Raw genomic sequence first — 20715 nt, 5'->3', positions numbered from 1 at the left:
AAACACCTTCTCTCTTTTCAACCTATTGTTATGAGGTAGTTTTTCAAAAAAAAGTAATTTTGCAACGATAAAAATAAAAGTAATGACTACGATAATTTTGGATACACGTTCTTCAGAGGCAAGAAAAATACTTGAACTTCTCAAAAAAAAGCGATATGCACGAGTGTTAGATAATAAAAGTCCGAATGAAGAAACACTAAAGGCTATTCAAGAAGTAGAAGAAGGCAAGGTGAAATCCTACGCATCCGTTGATGAATTGATGGCCATACTCAAAACATCTTCTGGTGTATAAGATCCTTACCTCGAAAAAATTTGAGAAAGATTTTGCCAGATGCACTAAAAGAAATTACGATCTGCAACTTTTAGGTAATGTTCTTAAGTTACTCGAATTATCCGGGAAACTGCCTGTTAAATTCAAAACTCATCCATTATCAGGCAATCTGAAAGGTTATCATGAATGTCATATCAAACCTGACTGGTTACTGATTTGGAAACAGGACGATACGAATAAAATAATAGTCCTTGTCCGTACAGGTACCCATGCTGATTTGTTTTAAATTCAGATTTTTTGATCGGGAAGTAATTATAAATCAATCCCATATACTATACGCCACATGGTTTGAACGGTTCATTAAAAATAAATAGTCAGTAATTGCAGTGAACTGCTTGCTTTGCTAAGCCTCCACAAATTGTATTTCTTAAATGCTTTTGCATGTTGCAGCAGTTGTTGCTTGAGCCAGACCTCAGGAAAAAAGCTGTTTACTTTGGCACTGCGCACCGGTCAGAGTTATAGGCATCTCTCATCGTATCAGCGTCCTCTTACCCCATGCCCTTTAATCCGAAGCTATAATACTATTCTTCAACCACAACGCCACACACCTTAAAGCCCAATCGAAGCTTGGGTCTGCGAGGGGGGAGCCATGCCTGCGTCACGCATTCAGGGAAGCAGCCCCACAAATCCTACCAGAGCACTGTTCACCTATCATGGCAAAAAAAAACATTATTTTTGTGCCGATTTAATACCTTTTAATTTTATGGAAGCAATTTTCAGATTAAACGTCAATCAGATTGATCGCAGTTTTATTGATTCGTTAAAAAAAATGTTCAGGGAAAAGGAGGTGATTATCAGGATAAGTAGTTCGGAAGATGAAACCGATTACCTAAGTTCAAATATTGCGAACGAAAAACACATACTCGAAAATATGGTTGCCGAACCCTCAATTCAATTTTCTGCTGATGAGTTTAAAAAATATGTCGCTCAAAATTATTAGTTTTAAATGAGAGACATTGTATTCAAGGGCACTGCCTTCGAAGATTTTAATGATTGGTCCAAGACTGACAAACAGACTTTCATAAAGCTGGTAAAGCTAATTGAAGAAACAAGGCGCAGTCCATTTACCGGAACCGGTAAACCAGAATCCCTGAAACATCAATTCAAAAGTTGCTGGTCGAGAAGAATCAACGATCAACACCGGCTTGTTTATAGGGTCACCAATGAATCCATTGAGATTGTTGCATGCAAATTTCATTACAAATAATAAAGTTGTTAAATCCTTCCTCATTGCTATTTGCCTGAAACCTACTTGCAGCCTCAAATACACCCGGGAGCAGGAAGTAAACTACGGCCTCGCCTTCAACTACACCGTGAGCGAACAAGACCAAAAGCGCGCTATCGCCAAAGGGTTGGAACCTATCACCACCCCCGGCTTCAAAGAACAATGGCAGCAGAAAAAGGAGAAGATGCTGAAGGAGAAGATAGATGTCACTGTGTGGCTGGTGGATTTTGTGGAAAAGTTTTACAATTAAGGCCGCCCGCGATAAAAGAGCCCTATAGCCACCCTGATTAACCTATTTAAGCTTCTTCAACGCCAGGCTCCGCGAGGGAGGCGCCATGCCTGCCCTGCCTGCGTGACACAGTCAGACAAGGAAACACAGTCATGCAGGGTGACGCAGTCAGGAACCAAAGTAGCCTAAAGACCAAAATTAAAATTTGCTGCCGATTTGAAAAAAATAGTTGCTTTGCAACATGTATATCAAAGACTTTTTAATCGAAAATGGAGATTATTTCAAACAATTGTGTATTGACCACGATTTGAAATACATGTATGCTTTTGGTTCTGCTACAAAAGATAGGTTCGATAGGCTAAGCAGTGATATTGATCTGGTTGTTGAATTAAATGAGTCCGATCCGGTTGCCAGAGGCGAAAAACTACTTTCATTATGGGATAAACTCGAGTTGATTTTTACAAGAAAAGTTGACCTCTTAACGGAATCATCCATAAAGAATCCGTATTTAAAAAAAATATCGAAAGAAATTAAATTCTGATCTATGACGGAGCAAGGGTTGAAATACTTATCTGATATCAGGCATGCAATCTTTTTGATTGAAAGTTTTACTTCATCTGTTTCAGCATATAAGGACTATGTTCATGATTTATAAACCCAAAGTGCAGTCGAACGGCAGCTTGGAATAATTGGTGAAGCTGTTAATAAATTCGATTCCTTAAATTTGGGCGTAGAACTAAACCAGTCGAGGCAAATTGCAGGTATGCGTAATCGTATAATACATGCATATGATGCTGTTGACACTTCTATTTTCTGGGCTATTTTAAATAATCATCTGCCACTATTGAATGTCGAAGTTGAGGGGCTGTTATCTTAAAATACTTTTTTCCTTTTCCGAAGATCATCTTTTAAACCCGGATAATAATTTCAGTAAAAAGGCGCATATGCTTTAGCAACAAAGCCACAACGTGAAGCGTAGCAGAAAAGAACGACCTCATAAAAACCCTGAACATCGTCTGGCACGATCTTTCTGTCGACATGGTAGAATAGGCCGCTGCTTCTTTTGCATCAACCTTAACCCAGCTCAATCAGCGCCCGACTCTGCAAGGGACGAAGACCCGAAGCAGTTGCGTCGGCGCCATTTGCTATGGATGAAATGGTTCTGCAGTGTAAGTGTCTACGCTGCCTCTACATTTCCTGCGCACCTCCCTGCCTGACCCCGATCCTTCGGGGGCAGGGCAAGCCCTTGCTCCGCAAAGACTTCAATATACTTTCTTCTATTAAACGCCCTCATAAACCATACTCATTAAAACGAAGCTATAATATTACACTTTACCGCAACGCAGGGGTCTGCGAGCGAAGCCCTGCCTGACTGCGTCACGCAGGCAGGGAAGCAGCCTGTCCTAATTTATCAAAGCGCTCTCTCCATCGCCACTCTCTCTGCAGCCCCTCCACAGCCTGGCTTTGCGAGCAAAGCCCTGCCTGACTGCGTCACCCTGCCTGACTGGGTCACGCAGGCAGGGCAGGCAGGGAAGCAGCCTGACGCCACACTATCATATCCCAATCGAAGCTTGAGTCTGCGAGGGAGGAACCCTGCCTGCCCTGCCTGAATGCGTCATGCAGGCAGTCAGGAACGCATTGCCGAAGCAGCCGTTCCAAATCCCTCAAAAGTATGGTGGCTTTGACTCTACCCCATTAATATTATGAAAGCACTCGCTTCTTCTTTAAATTTGCTATTTTTGTAAATAATTTTTGAAAATGGTAATGACAATTAAAAGAGGTACAGAAAGGGAGCAGATTAAGGCCGTACTTGAAAAGCTCCGGAAACAGAGATTAATCAGGAAGCTTGAATTAAGTAAATATTGCGGTGTATTATCTTTGAAAGAAGATCCGCTGGAATTGCAAAAAAGGTGGAGAGATGAATGGTGATCAGCTATTTATTGATTCAAACATCATTCTGTATTACCTGAATGGTGATAAAACCCTTTTGCCTGTATTGGAAGATAAACAATTGTTTGTTTCGTTTATTACTCAGCTCGAATTATTAAGTTTTAAAAGAATCACAGCGCTTGAGATTAAAATGATTGAGGCTTTCTGCAACATTGTACGATTATTGAAATTTCATCAGTGATTAAAGAAAATACAATTCTACTCCGCAGGAAGTATGGATTAAAATTGCCTGATGCTATAATTGCAGGATCAGCATTATATCTGAACACACCGCTTTTCACTGCTGATAAGGGGATGGCCAACATCACAGAAATTGATCTAATTTATTACCAGTTCACTGATATTTAAGAGGGATACAAAATTAAATTGGATAAATCGTAATAGACCTACATCATCATGTCGATGGTGATATGGGAGAGGTGTTAATGTGTTGCGCCAGATGGCTTCGGCACTGCGCACCGGTAGATTACCAGTTCATTATCAGCACGTTTCCCCTACGCTCAGTGCCTCCCTGCCTGACCCCGATCCTTCGGGGGCAGGGCAAGCTCTCGCTCCGCAAAGTCTTCAATATACTTTCTTCGATTAAACGCCCTGTAAACCATACTCTTTAATCCGAAACTATAATATTACTCTTCACCACAACGTCAGGGTCTGCGATCCCGCACATGCGGGAGACGCAGCCTGTTCCAACCTAAAACCGCGCCTATCTCAACGCCATGCCCAAAAAAGGATACACATATATAACCACTAATGCCGAAAAACAATCCCGTACCGAAGGTCGGGAGTAGCTATTTCGAGCATCCCGCACCGAAGGTCGGGACAAAAACCACACGGTCCTCTACACCGGCGCCACCAGCACCCTCAAAGACCGTATTGACCGTCACCGCAACAAAAAGTACCAGCACTCCTTTTCAGCCCGCTACAACACCGACAAGCTTGTCTGGTATCAAAAATTCGACTGGATTGGTGACGCACTGACAAGGGAGAAGCAGATTAAGGCCGGCTCACGTAAAAAGAAACTCGACCTCATCAACGCCATGAATCCCGATTGGCGAGATTTATATGACGATCTGACCGAATAGGCCGCTGCTTTGAACAAACACCCAGATCAATCTTCGGCAGAAAGCACAATTGCGGGGCAACAGGTTGTGTTGACACTTCTTAACAACAGAATATCAGAACATTTGTAGTCTTCCCCGGCGCACCACACCTTCTTGCCTGCCTTCCCCATCCAAAAACAACAAAACACTGAACACCATAAAATTCATTTACTGGTGATTGATTTCCTGAACAATCTGCAAAGCAATGTACGGAAAGGGCACTGCTTCAACATTTGAATCAGACCTCCCTACACCAAATTCGCGAACCCCATGAACGCCAGTGAGAGGATGCCTGCAACGACGAGGGCGATGGGCATACCACGCATTCCTTTAGGTACGTCCATCAGTTCGAGGTGCTCGCGGATGCCGGCAAAAATTAAAAGCGCCAATGCAAAACCGAGGGCATTACCGATGGCGTAAACCGTTGCCTGGATCAGGTTGAATTCCTTCTGGGTTATAAGCAATGCTACGCCAAGGATAGCACAGTTGGTGGTGATCAATGGAAGGAAGACCCCAAGTGCCTGGTAAAGCGGCGGACTGACTTTTTTCAGGATGATCTCCACAACCTGCACCAGGAAGGCTATGATGAGGATAAATGCTACGGTTTGCAGAAATCCGAGGTTGAAAGGTGTAAGTACATATTGCTGAACCATCCAGGTTACGATGGAGGCGATGGTCATAACAAAAAGTACGGCGCCTGCCATGCCTGAAGCGGTGGATAGTTTGCCGGAAACGCCAAGAAAAGGGCAGATGCCGAGGAAGTTGGCCAGTACAATATTGCTTACCAATACCGCACTGATGATCATGATGATGTATTCCATATTCCTTAGTTTTTTGGATTAGACTTTTTTAGTGACTTTGTTGATAAGGGCAATAAGAAATCCCAGGGCGATGAAGGCGCCGGGTGAAAGGATAAAGACCAGTATGCCGTCGGTCTGAATGAATTTATGTCCAAACAGGGAGTAGTTACCCAGCATTTCACGCACCGAACCAAGAACGGTGAGCGCCATGGCAAAGCCAATACCCATGCCCAGCCCGTCGATCATTGATGAAAATACGTTCTGCCGCGAAGCGAAAGCCTCAGCACGCCCAAGTACGATGCAGTTAACCACGATCAGCGGGATAAAGATGCCTAACTGGGCGTGTAATGCAGGAGCATATCCGGCCATAACAAGGTCAACAATAGTTACAAAAGAAGCGATAACGACGATGAAAATGGGAATCCTCACCTTGTTCGGGACAAGATTTTTAATCAGTGAAATCACAATATTGGACATCACCAGTACGAAAGTTGTGGCCAGTCCCATCCCCAGCCCGTTAATGGCAGAATTTGAAACAGCCAATGTCGGACACATGCCAAGCAGCATCACAAATACCGGGTTTTCTTTGAAAAAGCCTTTGGTAAAATTTTTCATTTGATCCATAGCATGTTCCTCCTAATCGTTTTGTTGTTTTTTCACTTCCTCGTAAGCAGCAGAGGCCCGCTGCAATGCATCACACACTGCACGCGAACTGATTGTGGCTGCGGTGATGGCATCAATTTCTCCACCGTCTTTTTTTACTTTGAGGGTAGTTTGCGACGGGTTTGTCCCGTTAAACTGAGTTTTGAAACCTTCAGCGATTTTACTTCCCAGTCCGGGGGTCTCTTTATGGTCGAGCACTTCGTAGTTTACAATAGTGCCATCGGGTTTGAACCCCACCATCAGTTTGATCAGTCCGCTGTAGCCCAGGTTGGTGTAAGTATTCACCGCCACGCCAACGACCTCGCCATCATTGGTTCCTTCAAAGAAAACCAGCGAATCCTGCCCATTGGCCGGCATCACCGAAAATCTCTTCAGGTCGGTAAAGCCGGGCAGCACCTGTTCGATGGCCTTTTGTTGTTTCTGGCGGGCCACTTCGGCAATGGGCCCTTTGGTCATGTTGTAAACGACGCTGGCTGCAAGTGAAGAAAGTGCCGTGACGATGAACAGCGTCAAAAACATATTTAAAAATGTTGATTCTAACTTTGCCATATCAAGCTATTGTTTCGATGTCGTTTAAAATTCAACTCTTTGGCTTACACCCCAAACCGTTGTGGTTTGAAAGCCTTATTAATAATTGGTGCAAATGCATTCATAATCAGGATGGCGAAAGAAACGCCTTCCGGGTAAGCACCCCAGAGCCTTATCATCATGGTAAGCAGGCCGCACCCAATGCCAAACACGATCTGTCCTTTGGGCGCCATGGGCGAACTTACCATGTCGGTGGCCATATAGAAAATACCAAGCATCAATCCCCCCGTGATCAGGTGAAAGAAGGGATCGGCATAATGCGTCGGGTCGATCATCCAGAATATTCCTGCAAAAATGAACGAGGATAAAAGGTAAGAGATTGGAATATGCCAGGTGATCACTTTGCGGAAAAACATGAAAAGCGCACCAATAAGCAGCGCGATCGCAGACATCTCACCGAGCGAGCCGGTCTGAAATCCGATCATGCGCTGGATGTAATCGGGCATATTGGGATCTGACATGATCTGCTCGATGGTTTTGCCCGCCATTTGCCCTTCTTTCAACAAACCGAGGGGTGTGGCGCCGGTGATCGAATCGGTGATGGTTTTTGCAAACAGTGGTTTAGGCAGCGGCCACGAGGTCATCTGTGCAGGGAACGAGATCAGCAGAAACACACGACCAACCAGTGCCGGGTTAAACGGGTTTTTCCCTATTCCGCCAAAAGCCATTTTAGCAATCCCGATGGATACGATTGCACCAACGATGATAATCCATGTGGGCAGGCTGGCAGGAACATTAAATGCAAGCAACACCCCGGTCACGATGGCTGATCCGTCATTTACGGTCAGGTCGCCCTTGATCAGGTACTTTTGAATCAAATATTCAACCACAACGCAGGCAATCACGGATATCGCAATCACTCTCAGGGCATCAAATCCGAAAAAGTAAAGCGAAACGAGCATCGCCGGTACCATGGCAAATACCACGCTGAACATGATTTTTTTGATGGATTCATCGGTATGCACATGCGGTGAACCCGAAATGGTAAGTAAATTATTCATAGCTTATTGTTTTCCTCTGGTTCTGATGATTTTACCTACTCTGGCTTTTCCAAGCCTGATGTAATCGAGCAATGGGCGCCCCGAAGGACAGGTGTAATGACAGGAACCGCACTCTATGCAGTCCATGATGCGGTCACTTTCGGCATTGTCCCACATTTCATGAACAGTTTGCTGGGCAAGGAGGTAAGGCTCCAACCCCATCGGGCAGGCTGAGATGCACCTGGCGCAACGGATACAATTTTTCACTGGAACGCGCTTCGCCTCTTCGGCGGGCATCAGCAAGATACCTGACGAACCTTTTACAATTGGTGCTTCCGGCGAAACCAGCGCTTTTCCCATCATGGGTCCTCCACCAACCAATTTACCGGTATTTTCTGGTAATCCACCGGCGTGGTCAATCAGGTGCTGTATGGGAGTCCCAACCCGCACCAGAAAGTTGGATGGCTGTTTTACAGCTTTCCCGGTCAATGTCACCACCCGCTCGATTAACGGTTTATTCTTTTGCACGGCTTCATAAACAGCAAAGGCAGTTCCTACATTATCCACCACGCAACCGGTCTCGATCGGAAGCTTTCCTGAGGGAACTTCCCGTCCGGTCAGTGCCTTGATCAACTGCTTTTCACCACCTTGCGGGTACTTCACTTTGAGCGCATGAACTGTGATTCCCTGGAATTTTTCGGCCAGCCGGGTCATGTGCTCAATGGCGTCGGGTTTATTGTTTTCGATGCCTACGATGGCTTTCTTCACCCCAAGCGCCTTCATCAGGATGGAAGTGCCGATGAGCATCTCTTCCCCTTTTTCAAGCATCAGCCGGTGGTCGGAAGTAAGGTAAGGCTCGCACTCCACGCCGTTGATGATCAGGTACTCTGCATATTTTCCGTCCGGAACCATCATTTTGATGTGTGTCGGGAAAGTTGCCCCGCCCAGTCCTACCACACCCCTATCATTGATCCGCCCGATAATCTCTTCTTTTGTCAGTAATATTTCCCTGCTGATATCCGGGGAAATGTCGATACCTTCGTCCCATATATCTGCTGCAGTATCGATGATGATGGCCATTCTTTTGTATCCCGACTGATCAATCACTTCATCAATCCTGAACACTTTACCCGTAGCCGGTGAATGGATGTTGGCAGAAATAAAACCGGAGCTTTTGGCTAACAATTGCCCTGTTTTAACTTCATCACCGCGATTTACAACCGCTTTTGCCGGCGCCCCCAGGTGTTGGGTAACGGGTACGAAAACTCTTCCCGGCATAGGCAGCGGCTGGATGGCAGCACCGGATGAGATTTTGTTTTCCGGTGGATGTACGCCTCCAAGTTTAAATGTTTTTACTATCATTTTCGTCTGTGTTGAGATCGTGACAATATTTCAGATTATGATTTAGTTTCAGCCGGAGCAGGTTCTTTTGGAGCTTCTGCTGTCACTTCCGCTTTTGGTTTTCGTGGAGGAAAATTCAACTCGTGAATGGCATTGGTAGGACACTCAGGGGCGCACTTACGGCAGAGTTTACATTTTTCGTCATCAATGTAAGCGAGGTTATTCTCAAGCGTGATGGCATCAAATGCGCATACTTTCACACATTTCCCACAGCCAATACAGGCCACTTCACAGTTTTTCTTTGCCGGCGCCCCTTTTTCCTCATTGATACAGCACACATAGATACGCCGGTCTTTTTTCCCTTTCAGCCGAAGTTCAAAGATTCCTCTCGGGCAGGCTTTTACGCAGGCGCCGCAGGCCACACATTTATCTTCAACCACCACCGGAAGCCCTGTTTTTTCGTCCATGTAAAGTGCATCGAACTTGCATGAAACCACACAATCGCCCAATCCAAGACAGCCAAACGGGCAGCCACTTTCCCCTGAATACAGGTTGTGGGCAAATGCGCAGGTAGCAGGTCCATCGTACTTCATCTTTTGTGGGGCATTTTCGCAGGAGCCGTTGCACCTGAGCACGGCAATCAACGGATCTTTTTCCTCTGCTTCAATACCCAGAACCTTTGCAATTTCAGCCATCGTTGTGTTTCCTCCAACAGGGCAGTTGAGCCCTTCCAGAGTTCCGGCTTTGACAATTCCTTCGGCAAAAGCCCGGCAACCGGCAAAACCACATCCACCACAATTGGCGCCGGGTAAAGCAGCTTCAACGTCATCAATCCGGGGATCTTCGATTACCTTAAACTTCTGAGCCACAAAGTAAAGTACTACCGCTGCAGTCACCCCGATCGCACTCAATGAGATCACTGCATAAACAATTACATTATCCATGAAAGCGCAGTTTATTATTTTGTAAATAGATGATATTCAACATCCTGATTTTTTTATGAAAATTGTAAATTCCTGTGCATTCAACCATGCCATCAAAATTTTCATTTCAAAACAAAGAGCAAAAATATAACATATGTTACAAATTTTGCTTTTTGGCCTCAATTTAAAATGAATTTAAACTAATGTTTTTCAATCAATTAAGTATCAATCAGATCGTTTAATCGCTGATATGGCAAAAATGCAGCAACTGGGATAAAGTTAATGAAAGAAGAGGTATGCAATAAATATGGCAGCTGTAATCCCCGCAAAATCTGCAATCAGCCCGCAGGTAACAGCATAGCGGGTTTTTCGGATGGACACTGAGCCGAAGTAAACGGCAAGGATATAAAAAGTAGTGTCAGTAGAACCCTGGAAGGTTGCTGCCAGCCGTCCTACAAAAGAGTCAGCGCCGAAAGTATTCATGGCATCCACCATCATTCCCCTTGCGCCGGCGCCGCTCAGCGGTTTCATAAGTGCGGTGGGTAAAGCAGGCACAAAATCGCTGTTTATACCTAACCGTGTAACTGTCCATCCAATGCCGTCAATCATAAAATCCATTGCGCCTGAAGCCCTGAAAACACCGATGGCCACAAGGATGGCAATGAGGTAGGGAATAATTTTTATGGCAATTGTAAATCCTTCCCTGGCTCCGTCAATAAAGGATTCATACACATTCACCCTGCGCACCAGCGCCAGGCCGATAAATGAGATGATGATCGAGAACAGAATCACATTGCTGGCCACCGACGATACCACGCTGATCTTTTCATGCGGGATAATGGTGAAATACCAGATAATCAGGGAAACAAGTATAGTAAAGCCACCAAGGTACGCCAGTACAATTTTGTTGAGCAGGTTAATTCGCTGCATAATTGCAACTGAAATGATGCCCGCCATGGTGGAGAAAAATGTAGCTAAAAGAATAGGCAGAAAGATGTCGGACGGGTCGGCGGCTCCCAGTTGCGCACGGTAAACCATGATGCTGATGGGGATGAGGGTTAATCCGGAAGTATTCAGCACCAGGAACATGATCATCGGGTTGCTGGCGGTATCTTTCTGCTTATTTAGTTCCTGCAACTGTGTCATGGCTTTGAGGCCAAGCGGAGTGGCGGCATTATCAAGTCCGAGCATATTGGCAGCCAGGTTCATCATAATAGAACCGGTCACTGTGTGGTCTTTCGGTATTTCAGGAAACAGCTTCCTGAACAGCGGTCCCACCACTTTTGCCATCACCCTGATCACTCCACCGTTTTCTCCGACCTTCATCAACCCAAGCCACAAGGTCATTACACCCGTTAATCCCAGCGAAATCTCAAATCCCAGTTTGGCCATCTCGAAAGTGCTTCCCATAATCTCGGGAAAAACATTCACATCGCCAAACAAAATCAATTTCACCAGCGCCACCACAAAGGCAATCAGGAAAAAGGCTATCCAGATATAGTTGAGGATCATAGGTAGTTTTGTATAGATATTTTTATTGCTCAGGATTAAAGAATGTATCCTCGTGCCATTTTGATGGATTGTTGAGAATATATTTATGTATTGTAAGAAATGCATCGTGATCACGGATAATCCGGTCATGAAAACGAGGTTGCCAAACCGTTTTCCCCGGTGAATTGCGCAATTGATTGATGCGCGATGTGGCCACCGATTTAAACCCCGCCACAAATGATGAAATTGATTTTGGTACACGGTAGGCGACGCCGTATTGCCGTAGAGACGCACGGCCGTGCGTCTCTACGCGGCCGTGTGTCTCTACCGTCCGTTGCGTTTCATCATTTTCAATACGTAAAATGGCATGAATGTGATTCGGCATGATCACGTAAATTTCACAAAACAATTCGTTACGGATTTTGAATGATTTCTCAAATTCTTCATTAACGATTTCACCAATATCGGATAAAAACACCTGCCCGTTATTGACATTTCCTAAAATATTTTCCCGATTCTTTATGCAAATCGTAATGAAATACAAACCAATGGCGGAATAATCCCACCATTGGGCACGTGCGGAAGGAACCCGATATTTATTTTGGAATTTATCAGCCACAGGAAAATATTATGAAAACCATGATCGAATATTTTTTTAGGATTTAATTAGGTGCCTCAAACACCTCCACTCCCCCAACAAAGGTCTTCAACACTTTTGCTGATGGGATCTGATCACCGGGAATTTGCATGATATCTCTGTCCAGAAATATAAAATCGGCAAATTTTCCGGGTTCGAGGCTCCCTTTCTCATTTTCTTCAAATGCAGCTTTTGCAGCCCAGATGGTCATGCCCTTCAGGGCATCCTCCCTTTTTAAGGCATTTTCCATTTGGAAACCGCTCTCCGGCCATCCTTTCAAATCTTTGCGGATAACGGCAGCATAGAAGGTGTGAATGGGGTTGATCCCTTCAATCGGAAAATCGGTGCCCAGCGGCAGCCATCCGTTTTGCCGCAGCAGGTCGTTGTAGGCATAGGCGCCTTTCATCCGCTCTGCTCCTACCCTGTCGCCGGCCCAATACATATCGGATGTGGCGTGTGTGGGCTGAACAGAAGGAACAACACTGAATTTTCCAAACAAATCAAAATCTTCCATCGTAACGATCTGGGAATGCTCGATCCGCCAGCGCAGGTCATTTTCACCTTGAAGTACTTCACCATATACCTGCAACATCAGCCGGTTGGCCGAATCTCCGATGGCGTGTGTACACACCTGGAAACCATTATCATAAGCTTTGCGGCAAAGCTCTAAAAGCGATTCCGGTGAGCGCAACAGCAATCCGGAATTTCCCGGATCGTCGCTGTAATCGGTGATAAGTTTTGCCCCCCGCGAACCCAGGGCGCCATCAGCATACAATTTTATCGCCCTGATATTCAGCAGGTCGTTTTTCGTTTTTCCTTTTGCAAAAAAAGCTTCCAGCGTCTCTTCTACCGGAGTTAGCACCACATACATCCTCATTTTCAGTTCACCGGATTGATGCAGAGAATCTATCACCTCAATTTCACGATTGTTCAGCCCCATGTCATGCACTCCGGTGAGGCCGGCAGCAAAGCAGTTCTGCTGTGCTGCCGTCAGCGCTTCTGCCATCTGGCCTGCATCAGGCGACGGAATTGATTTTGTCACCAGTTCAATGGCATTGTCAATCAATACACCGGTGGGTTTGCCGTTATTCAGGATCACTTCGCCGCCGTCAATTTTTGTATTGCCGTCGATCCCGGACAGTTCTAAGGCTTTTTGGTTAACAATGGCGGCATGGCCATCAACACGGATGAGGATCACCGGATTTTCGGGAAATAATTCATTGAGTTTGTCATTCACAGGAAAAGTCTTCTCCGGCCAGTCGTTCTGATCCCAGCCCCGCCCTTCAATCCAGTAGGCCGATGGAAATTTCTCATGATGTGCCTTCATGATCTCAAGGATTTCATCAAAGGATTGTGTCTCCATCAGGTCAGCACGTTTAAGCAAACCCAATCCATAGCCGTAAAAGTGACAGTGTGCATCAATAAAACCGGGATAAACCGCTTTCCCTCCCAAATCCAATACCTGGTCCGCAACATACTTCTTAAGCATATCATTCTCTGAGCCAACGGCAACTATTTTTCCATGATTTACGGCCATGGCTTCGGCCATGCTGAAGTTTTCATCCACTGTGTAAATGGTTGCGTTGGTGACAATCAGATCAACCTTCTCTTTAGGATTGCAGGCTATAACATTCATAATACTTAGAATTACAATTAGATTCGTTAGTTTTCTCATGTTCAATTATTGATTTTATTTATCTCGGAGATTACCTCTCCGATTGAATTAAACTTTAGTATTTTACCAGAGATATTAAGTGCAAATGAATGACGTTCAACGGTAATTCCTGCAATGCAATCTTCGGTATGAATTTCATTCACCATCTGAAAACCTTTGCGTTTCAATGCTTTAGAGAGCCACTCAAAACCCAATCCTTCTCCCATTAACTCTACTTTTCCTTTAAACCCGGTTTCAAAGATAAAGTTTCCGGTGGCAGGCTCGAATTTTATTTTTTCTTTGTCGAAAAAATCAGCGATTGCTCCGCTCAGTGCCAAATCCTCCGGCACGCCGGTCATGATCGGTTTGTCGCGTCCCATCAGCCACATCCTGTCCGCAAACTGGATAGCCAAATTGATGTCGTGAGTGGAAAGTAAAATAGCCTTATCCTGCTTCCAGGCTGCATTTCGCAGCAGTTGCATGATTTCGACCTTACCCGGAAAATCGAGAAATGCCGTGGGTTCATCCAGCAGAATGATCGGCGTTTCCTGCGCCAGCGATTTGGCAATCAACACCTTTTGCTTCTCTCCGTCGCTCAGCGTTTCGAATTTTCGGTCGCGAAGATGCTCAATACCTGTACTTTGCAGCGCCTTTTCAACAACTTCCCAATCATTTCCATCCAATGCTCCGAAAAACCCGGTGTAAGGCGACCGGCCATAGGCAACCACCGAAAACACACTCGTGTTGCTGATCTCGGGTTGCCCGGTCAAAACAATACTTACCAATCGCGACAGCTCTGCCGGTGGTGTTTTCTCAACATGTTTATCATGAATTGTTACAAAACCTGCCAAAGGTTTTTGCAACCCGCACAGTGTCCTGATCAGCGTGGATTTGCCTGAACCGTTTGGTCCCAGCAAACAAGTGATCTCCCCGGCATACAATTCAATGTTTATCCCTTTGTGTAGGATAATATCCCTGCTTTTACCGGCTTGATAGCCAATAGATAGATTTTCTGCTTTGAGTGGAGACTGCATGATTCCTTCCTCTATCTATGTTATTGATTTAAAATCATTTCGTTTAATAATCAGCCAAATAACCACCGGGGCGCCAATGAGCGATGTGATGGCGTTGATCGGTAAAGCGCTGTCGAAACCCGGCAACCTGGCGATGATGTTGCAGACCAGTGCCAGCAAAGCGCCGGTGAGAATTGTACCCGGCAAGATTATACGGTGGTCGGAGGATTGATAAAGGTTTCGGGTCAGATGTGGAACAGCCAGCCCAAGAAAAGCAATTGGCCCGCAATAGGCTGTCACTGTTGCTGTAAGCAGGCCGGTAAAAACTATGATTCCGGTACGTGAAGAGCGTGTTTTTAAACCAAGATTTTTAGCATAAGATTCGCCCAACAGCAACAGGTTGAGGGGTTTGATCATAGCTGATGAAAGCGCCAAACCTACAAGAATCAATGGAATAAAGTAACTCATTTGTTGTATGGAAACATTTCCAAAACTTCCCAAACCCCAGATTACGAATGCCTGCAAATCTTCTTTCAGACTATAAAATTGCAAAATCCCAACCACAGAGCTGACTGCATAGGCAATCATGATTCCCATGATGAGGATTACTGTATTGCTCCGAAACCTGGCTGCGAGGACGCCGATGAACAGCAAAACGCTAAAAGCGCCGGCAAATGCTGCAATTACTACCGGGAAATTTCCCGTAATCTGGCTCACCGCGACCAGCGATCCCCCGGGAATAGCAATGAACATCATGACGACGGCTACGCCAAGACTGGCGCCGGCACTTACTCCAAGCACTGATGGTCCGGCCAAAGGATTGCGAAACAACGTTTGCATCATCAAACCGCTTACACCCAGAGCAGATCCGGCAAATAAGGCTGTCAGTGCCATCGGAAGGCGGGTTTGAAGTATGATGGCCATCCAGGACGGGCTTTCGGTAATGCTTCCTGTTAAAATACCGATGATTGCTGAAACAGGAATATAGACCGAACCCATCAGCAAATTCAGGATGAAGAATACCAGAACAAGGACAATCAGCATGATCGTGATCATACTGATGCTTTTCGCCGTGTGATATGTTGGTGGTGAAGGAATCACTTTAACAATTCATAGTAAACAGGTTGATGATCAGGTAGAAGTTCAGGATGAAAAATGGAAATATAATCGGCCAGGATAACGTGCGGTTCTAACAACCCCCTTTGAAAATAGGGCTTCTCAAATGTGTTGCAGGTTAGTATTTTCTTCTCCTTAAAAGCTTTCAAACCGGCATAACGGGCATCCTCATCAATCAAACGCTCAATCGAAAAACCATCGCGTGACCAGACCAGAAACCGCCAGAAATCAGCATCCATACCCCGATCGTAAACCACTTCAAAGTCGAGCATCAGGCTGCCTGAGTCATTATTATCGGCCCAAATGTAGGTAGCTCCAGCATCATCAATCATCTGTGCAAAATAGCTTTTCCCTCCGGGAAGATTCCAAAAACCGCCATATTGCTTACCCGAAAGCACAACAGGACGATTTACCACATCCAGAGTCAACATTTTCAACCTGTTGTACTCCCTGCTGATCGAATCGAAAATGAGCATGGCTTCTTTTTCCTTCCCGAACAACACCCCAAGGCATTTAATCCATTCCGCCCTTCCAAGCGGGTGGTTTTCGAGATGCTCGGCCAACGGAACCATTGTCAGGCCGGCATTTTTCAGATTTTCGTAGCCCTGCCCCTGCTGAGCAGTTGCCAAAATAATTTCGGGTGAAAGTTGAATAAGCTGTTCCACTTTAAAATGATCAGCGATCCCGATCTCCCTGATTTTCCCCTCTTTCAGCAACTCGTTAAACTTCGCGGAAACTACATAATCGGCGCTGGCAACACCGGAAATTTTGTCCATTAAACCAAGTGCATCAGCATAAGCAATGTGCGTCGCCGAAAGACAAACCATGCTTTCAACCGGGATTGAAATTACAAGACCATCTTCAGGGAAATCATGGGTAAGCGGTTCATTCCGGTCAACCAGAATGAACTTTTCCAAAACAACGTCAGCACTTGTTATGTCCATTACCCTGAACCCTTCTGCCTCATAAATGCGAAAGCCGGTGGCTGTCTGGGGACTGTAAGCAGATAACCCATACCGGGCTTCCTTCTGATCTGTATTCCTCAGTTGACAGGAAAGGAAAACCAGCAGGAAAATCAATATGGTGGGAAAAAAGCAGCAATTAACAAGGAAATCCTTTCGCATGGTGAAGTAGTTAGTTTGTCGAATTTATGGGATCTGGCGGTTGAATGAAATAAACTTTCCCTAATCATACAAATCCTCGTCGCGCTCAAGGAGCAGAATGGAATGCTGTGGGACAATAAAATATTTTTCTCCATGAAACATGATCTCAACAGCCCCCTTCTGCATAAAAATAGCCAGGTCGCCTTCTCTGGCCTGCAAAGGGATGTAGCGGGTTTTGTCAACCGGAGGTTTCCAGGGCTCATCCGGATCGTCCGAAGCAGAAGGTATGGGATAACCGGGGCCGGATTTAACGATATAACCCGTTTGCACTTCCTCTTTTTCTTTATAGCCAGGTGGCAGGTACAACCCGCTGTTGGTCTTGTTTGTCTGCACTTTTGGTTTAATCAGCACACGGTCTCCCACTACAATTAATTTGCTGATATCGGGTTCTGATGTCATAGCTTTTCCTTTCAATTTTCGAGGGCAAAGATACAATTATAGTACTTTTGCAAACCTAATCAAACATTGCACTATGCAAATCGGATTTTTTAAAACAGGCACCCCAAAACAGTTTAACTACAAGCCGCGCTATTACAATGAAGAGAAAGAGCGTCAGGAGGAACGGCGAAAAAGGATACAGGAAGGCGGAAGCGATGGCGGCGAAAGTATCCGCAGGGAGATTGACCGCCGCTGGCGCCGGGCCGACCGTGCAAACCGGAGCAAATCGAGAGGGATTAATCTGCTTGTTTTCCTTGCCATTGCTGCATTGCTGGCTTATTTTGTGTTTTTTACCTGATCATCAAACCGCCGTAAAGTCTTCTAACCATGTCGGACATTATCCATCTTTTACCCGATTCTGTAGCCAACCAGATTGCTGCCGGCGAGGTGATCCAGCGGCCGGCATCGGCTGTGAAAGAAATCCTCGAAAACGCCATCGACAGCGGCGCCGACAAGATTGAACTGGTGATTAAAGATGCCGGTAAGACGCTTATCCAGATCACCGACAACGGATGTGGCATGTCCGAAACCGATGCCAGGCTTTCGTTCGAGCGTCATGCCACCTCCAAGATCAGCTCGGTCAACGACCTTTTTTCGATCCGTACGATGGGCTTTCGTGGTGAAGCGCTGGCCTCCATCGCCGCCATTGCTCAGGTTGAGATGAGAACGCGAAAGGTGGAACAGGAACTCGGGTCACACGTCATCATCGAAGCATCGGAGGTGAAATCGCAGGAGTTTTGCCAATGTCCTGCAGGTACCACCCTCATGATCAAAAATCTCTTTTTCAATGTTCCGGCACGCAGGAAGTTCCTCAAATCGGATGCGGTGGAAATGAGGAACATCATCGAGGAGTTCCAGCGCGTAGCGCTTGCACACCCGGAATTGAGTTTCAACCTTTACAATGATCGCAAGCCGGTTTTTCAACTCAAATCCTCTACGCTCAAACAGCGGGTTGTGAACATTTTTAGTCCGGGTTACAATCAACGGCTGGTTCCGGTTGAGCAGCAACTGAGTTTTATATCTGTTGCGGGATTTGTCGGGAAACCTGAATTTGCAAGAAAGCAGCGCGGCGAACAGTATTTCTTTGTAAATAAAAGATTTATCCGCCATGCTTACCTGAATCATGCTGTCGAAAGTGCTTTTGATGAACTCCTTCCTGAGAAATCGTATCCTTCATATTTTTTATTTATCGAGATTGACCCATCAAATATCGACATCAACATCCACCCGACTAAGACTGAAATCAAGTTTGAGGATGAGAAGATGGTGTATTCGGTCATCCGCTCAGCAGTGAAGGCCGCTTTGGGGAAATTCAGCATTACCCCCGCCATCGACTTTGACGTTGAATCCTTATTCGATTTTAAAACGCCATCACAGGATGCCCTCGCAAAGCCACCCACGATAAAGATCAACCCGGATTATAACCCCTTTGAGTCAAATAAAACAGCGGTAACCCCACGCCAGCAAAGCAACCAGGATAACTGGCAGAAACTTTACCCGGAAAAAAGTTACAGACCCGCAACCGCACCCGGTAAGGAGGCACAATTCGCCGGAAAGTTGATCGATGATGAATTGCATCAGACGACAGAAACAATTTCCGAAGGGGTTTTCCTGCAGCTACACCGCAGGTTTATCATCACCCAGGTCAAATCAGGGTTGATGGTGATGGACCAGCAAAGAGCCCACGAGCGCATTCTTTTTGAGCGCTACCTTGAACTGCTGTCGAAACGCGTAGCGCTTACCCAGCAGGAACTTTTTGGTATTCGTCTTCCGCTTTCTCCCGCCGATGCCGAGTTGATGAATGAGATAATGGATGACCTCAACCTGCTTGGTTTTAACATCAAACCAGACACAAAAAAACCTTTCCAGTTTATCATCGAGGGTACCCCTGCAGGGGAAAAAATCATTAACGTTGCCGAAACCATCGACAGCATCATCGAACACTATAAAAATAACCTCATCGAGTTGGGTTCGGACAAAAGGGTTAATTTAGCCCGCTCGATGGCCAAAAACCTCTCACTCAAAACCGGTAAAAGTCTGCAGCAGGCTGAGATGAAAATGTTGACCGAGGAGTTGTTTGCCTGCAAAGTTCCTGAAGTATCCATTGATGGTGGTCCCATCGTAAAGATGATCAACATAGGCGAGGTTTTCGACCGCAACAGCACCCGGCAAAATGAACAAAACTGACATTATTAAGTTTGAACAACAAATTAAATATTAATGAGTTACCAGCAATATAGCCCTCAGGGATTTACCTATCTTCCACCCGTAGTCAAGAACCTGTTGATACTTAACGGGTTGTTCTTCCTTGCGACCATTGCTTTTCAGCAGGCCTTCGGAATTGACATTACCGCACAACTGGGATTGCGCTACCCCGGCTCACCGGCTTTCGCTCCTTACCAGTTTATTACGTACATGTTCCTTCATGGCGGGGTCTCACACATCCTTTTCAACATGTTCGCACTATGGATGTTTGGATATATGCTCGAGAACATCTGGGGCTCGAAGCGCTTCCTGATTTATTATCTCATCACGGGAATAGGGGCGGCACTTGTCCATTACGCGATCTTTTACTTTGAATTCAACCCGCTGATTACCTATCTTGACGGATTGATCAACGATCCTTCCACGATCGGACTCATGGAGTTCAGGGCAACAATCCAGGGGCAGATTTCACCCTATGCCGGGGAGATGTACATAAAGTACAACGAATTTATTAAAGTAACCCGGCAACTTGCTTCCAACCCCGAAAGCCAGGCCTTAATTGAAAGTGCGCGTGGTTTTGTGATTGATTACAAACAGTATATGCTCAACCGTCCAAACGTGATTGGCGCATCAGGGGCTGTATTCGGTATTCTGCTCGCTTTCGGGATGCTATTCCCCAATGTCCGGCTCTATATCTACTTCCTTTTTCCCATCAAAGCCAAATATTTCGTGATCTTCTACGGACTGCTCGAATTGTACCTGGGTTTCACCCAATCACAGAGCAACGTTGCCCATTTTGCCCACCTTGGCGGGATGATTTTCGGTTTTTTACTGATCAAATACTGGAAACATAAACGCGTGTACTGAT

21 protein-coding genes and 4 pseudogenes are annotated in these 20715 nt (G+C 45.6%); 12 read left to right on the top strand and 13 right to left on the bottom strand.

Features of this window, described 5'->3' with window-relative positions; translation table 11 throughout:
* The first annotated feature begins 82 nt into the window (after positions 1–82).
* The 9 genes and pseudogenes from IH598_04290 to IH598_04250 all read left to right on the top strand — a co-directional run bounded on the left by IH598_04290 (position 83) and on the right by IH598_04250 (position 4817).
* Positions 83–292 (top strand): hypothetical protein, encoded by a 210-nt coding sequence (locus IH598_04290; GenBank protein MBE0637716.1) that lies wholly within the window; start codon positions 83–85, stop codon positions 290–292.
* The gene (locus IH598_04285) at positions 282–557 is read left to right on the top strand and encodes a type II toxin-antitoxin system YafQ family toxin (protein ID MBE0637715.1); all 276 of its coding nucleotides are present in this window, start codon (positions 282–284) and stop codon (positions 555–557) included. The genes IH598_04290 and IH598_04285 overlap by 11 nt, the downstream gene beginning before the upstream one ends.
* Before the next feature lie 477 nt (positions 558–1034).
* Positions 1035–1271 carry a hypothetical protein gene (locus IH598_04280; GenBank protein MBE0637714.1) on the top strand — a complete coding sequence of 79 codons (237 nt, stop codon included), beginning with the start codon at positions 1035–1037 and terminating at the stop codon, positions 1269–1271.
* Positions 1272–1277: 6 nt separating this feature from the next.
* Entirely contained in the window at positions 1278–1538 is a 261-nt protein-coding gene (locus IH598_04275) for a Txe/YoeB family addiction module toxin (GenBank protein MBE0637713.1), read from the top strand.
* Complete coding sequence (locus IH598_04270) at positions 1495–1806, top strand: hypothetical protein (GenBank protein ID MBE0637712.1); 312 nt, start codon at positions 1495–1497, stop codon at positions 1804–1806. The genes IH598_04275 and IH598_04270 overlap by 44 nt, the downstream gene beginning before the upstream one ends.
* A 220-nt stretch (positions 1807–2026) precedes the next feature.
* Positions 2027–2319, top strand: a pseudogene (locus IH598_04265) (nucleotidyltransferase domain-containing protein).
* 10 nt (positions 2320–2329) lie between these two features.
* Positions 2330–2662: pseudogene (locus IH598_04260) on the top strand (DUF86 domain-containing protein).
* Between the two features lie 1041 nt (positions 2663–3703).
* A pseudogene (locus IH598_04255) lies at positions 3704–4083 on the top strand (type II toxin-antitoxin system VapC family toxin).
* 473 nt (positions 4084–4556) lie between these two features.
* A pseudogene (locus IH598_04250) lies at positions 4557–4817 on the top strand (GIY-YIG nuclease family protein).
* A 266-nt stretch (positions 4818–5083) separates the two neighbouring features.
* Here IH598_04250 and rsxA read toward each other — a convergent pair.
* The 13 genes from rsxA to IH598_04185 all read right to left on the bottom strand — a co-directional run bounded on the left by rsxA (position 5084) and on the right by IH598_04185 (position 17603).
* Positions 5084–5656: an electron transport complex subunit RsxA gene (gene rsxA, locus IH598_04245; protein MBE0637711.1), complete on the bottom strand. Its 573-nt coding sequence runs from the start codon at positions 5654–5656 to the stop codon at positions 5084–5086.
* A gap of 18 nt (positions 5657–5674) precedes the next feature.
* On the bottom strand, positions 5675–6259 hold the full coding sequence (locus IH598_04240; GenBank protein ID MBE0637710.1) for an electron transport complex subunit E: 585 nt from the start codon (positions 6257–6259) through the stop codon (positions 5675–5677).
* 12 nt (positions 6260–6271) lie between these two features.
* A complete protein-coding gene (locus IH598_04235; protein MBE0637709.1) occupies positions 6272–6847 on the bottom strand; it encodes an RnfABCDGE type electron transport complex subunit G in 576 nt (191 codons plus the stop codon).
* 44 nt (positions 6848–6891) lie between these two features.
* The gene (locus tag IH598_04230; GenBank protein MBE0637708.1) at positions 6892–7887 is read right to left on the bottom strand and encodes an RnfABCDGE type electron transport complex subunit D; all 996 of its coding nucleotides are present in this window, start codon (positions 7885–7887) and stop codon (positions 6892–6894) included.
* A 3-nt stretch (positions 7888–7890) separates the two neighbouring features.
* Positions 7891–9225 (bottom strand): electron transport complex subunit RsxC, encoded by a 1335-nt coding sequence (rsxC, locus tag IH598_04225; GenBank protein MBE0637707.1) that lies wholly within the window; start codon positions 9223–9225, stop codon positions 7891–7893.
* A gap of 38 nt (positions 9226–9263) precedes the next feature.
* Positions 9264–10151 carry a Fe-S cluster domain-containing protein gene (locus IH598_04220; protein ID MBE0637706.1) on the bottom strand — a complete coding sequence of 296 codons (888 nt, stop codon included), beginning with the start codon at positions 10149–10151 and terminating at the stop codon, positions 9264–9266.
* Positions 10152–10409: 258 nt separating this feature from the next.
* Positions 10410–11642 (bottom strand): spore maturation protein, encoded by a 1233-nt coding sequence (locus tag IH598_04215; protein ID MBE0637705.1) that lies wholly within the window; start codon positions 11640–11642, stop codon positions 10410–10412.
* A gap of 22 nt (positions 11643–11664) precedes the next feature.
* Entirely contained in the window at positions 11665–12240 is a 576-nt protein-coding gene (locus tag IH598_04210; GenBank protein ID MBE0637704.1) for a transposase, read from the bottom strand.
* A gap of 43 nt (positions 12241–12283) precedes the next feature.
* The gene (locus tag IH598_04205; protein ID MBE0637703.1) at positions 12284–13933 is read right to left on the bottom strand and encodes an amidohydrolase; all 1650 of its coding nucleotides are present in this window, start codon (positions 13931–13933) and stop codon (positions 12284–12286) included.
* Positions 13934–13935: 2 nt separating this feature from the next.
* Entirely contained in the window at positions 13936–14946 is a 1011-nt protein-coding gene (locus tag IH598_04200; GenBank protein ID MBE0637702.1) for an ABC transporter ATP-binding protein, read from the bottom strand.
* A 15-nt stretch (positions 14947–14961) separates the two neighbouring features.
* Positions 14962–15981, bottom strand: a complete 1020-nt coding sequence (locus tag IH598_04195; protein ID MBE0637701.1) for an iron ABC transporter permease — start codon at positions 15979–15981, stop codon at positions 14962–14964.
* Between the two features lie 41 nt (positions 15982–16022).
* Complete coding sequence (locus IH598_04190; GenBank protein MBE0637700.1) at positions 16023–17165, bottom strand: ABC transporter substrate-binding protein; 1143 nt, start codon at positions 17163–17165, stop codon at positions 16023–16025.
* A 60-nt stretch (positions 17166–17225) separates the two neighbouring features.
* Entirely contained in the window at positions 17226–17603 is a 378-nt protein-coding gene (locus IH598_04185; protein MBE0637699.1) for a co-chaperone GroES, read from the bottom strand.
* 73 nt (positions 17604–17676) lie between these two features.
* On the opposite strand from IH598_04185, the gene IH598_04180 reads away from it, so the two are divergent.
* The 3 genes from IH598_04180 to IH598_04170 are packed head-to-tail and all read left to right on the top strand — an operon-like array spanning position 17677 to position 20714.
* Positions 17677–17940 carry a hypothetical protein gene (locus tag IH598_04180; GenBank protein ID MBE0637698.1) on the top strand — a complete coding sequence of 88 codons (264 nt, stop codon included), beginning with the start codon at positions 17677–17679 and terminating at the stop codon, positions 17938–17940.
* 29 nt (positions 17941–17969) lie between these two features.
* Entirely contained in the window at positions 17970–19829 is a 1860-nt protein-coding gene (gene mutL / locus IH598_04175) for a DNA mismatch repair endonuclease MutL (protein MBE0637697.1), read from the top strand.
* Between the two features lie 33 nt (positions 19830–19862).
* Positions 19863–20714, top strand: a complete 852-nt coding sequence (locus tag IH598_04170; protein MBE0637696.1) for a rhomboid family intramembrane serine protease — start codon at positions 19863–19865, stop codon at positions 20712–20714.
* The last annotated feature ends 1 nt before the right edge of the window (position 20715 follow it).

This window comes from Bacteroidales bacterium, from assembly GCA_014860585.1.
Classification (GTDB): Bacteria; Bacteroidota; Bacteroidia; order Bacteroidales; family 4484-276; genus RZYY01.
Note: the sequence above shows the minus strand (reverse complement) of the source record. Positions and strands in the feature narration are given on the sequence as shown.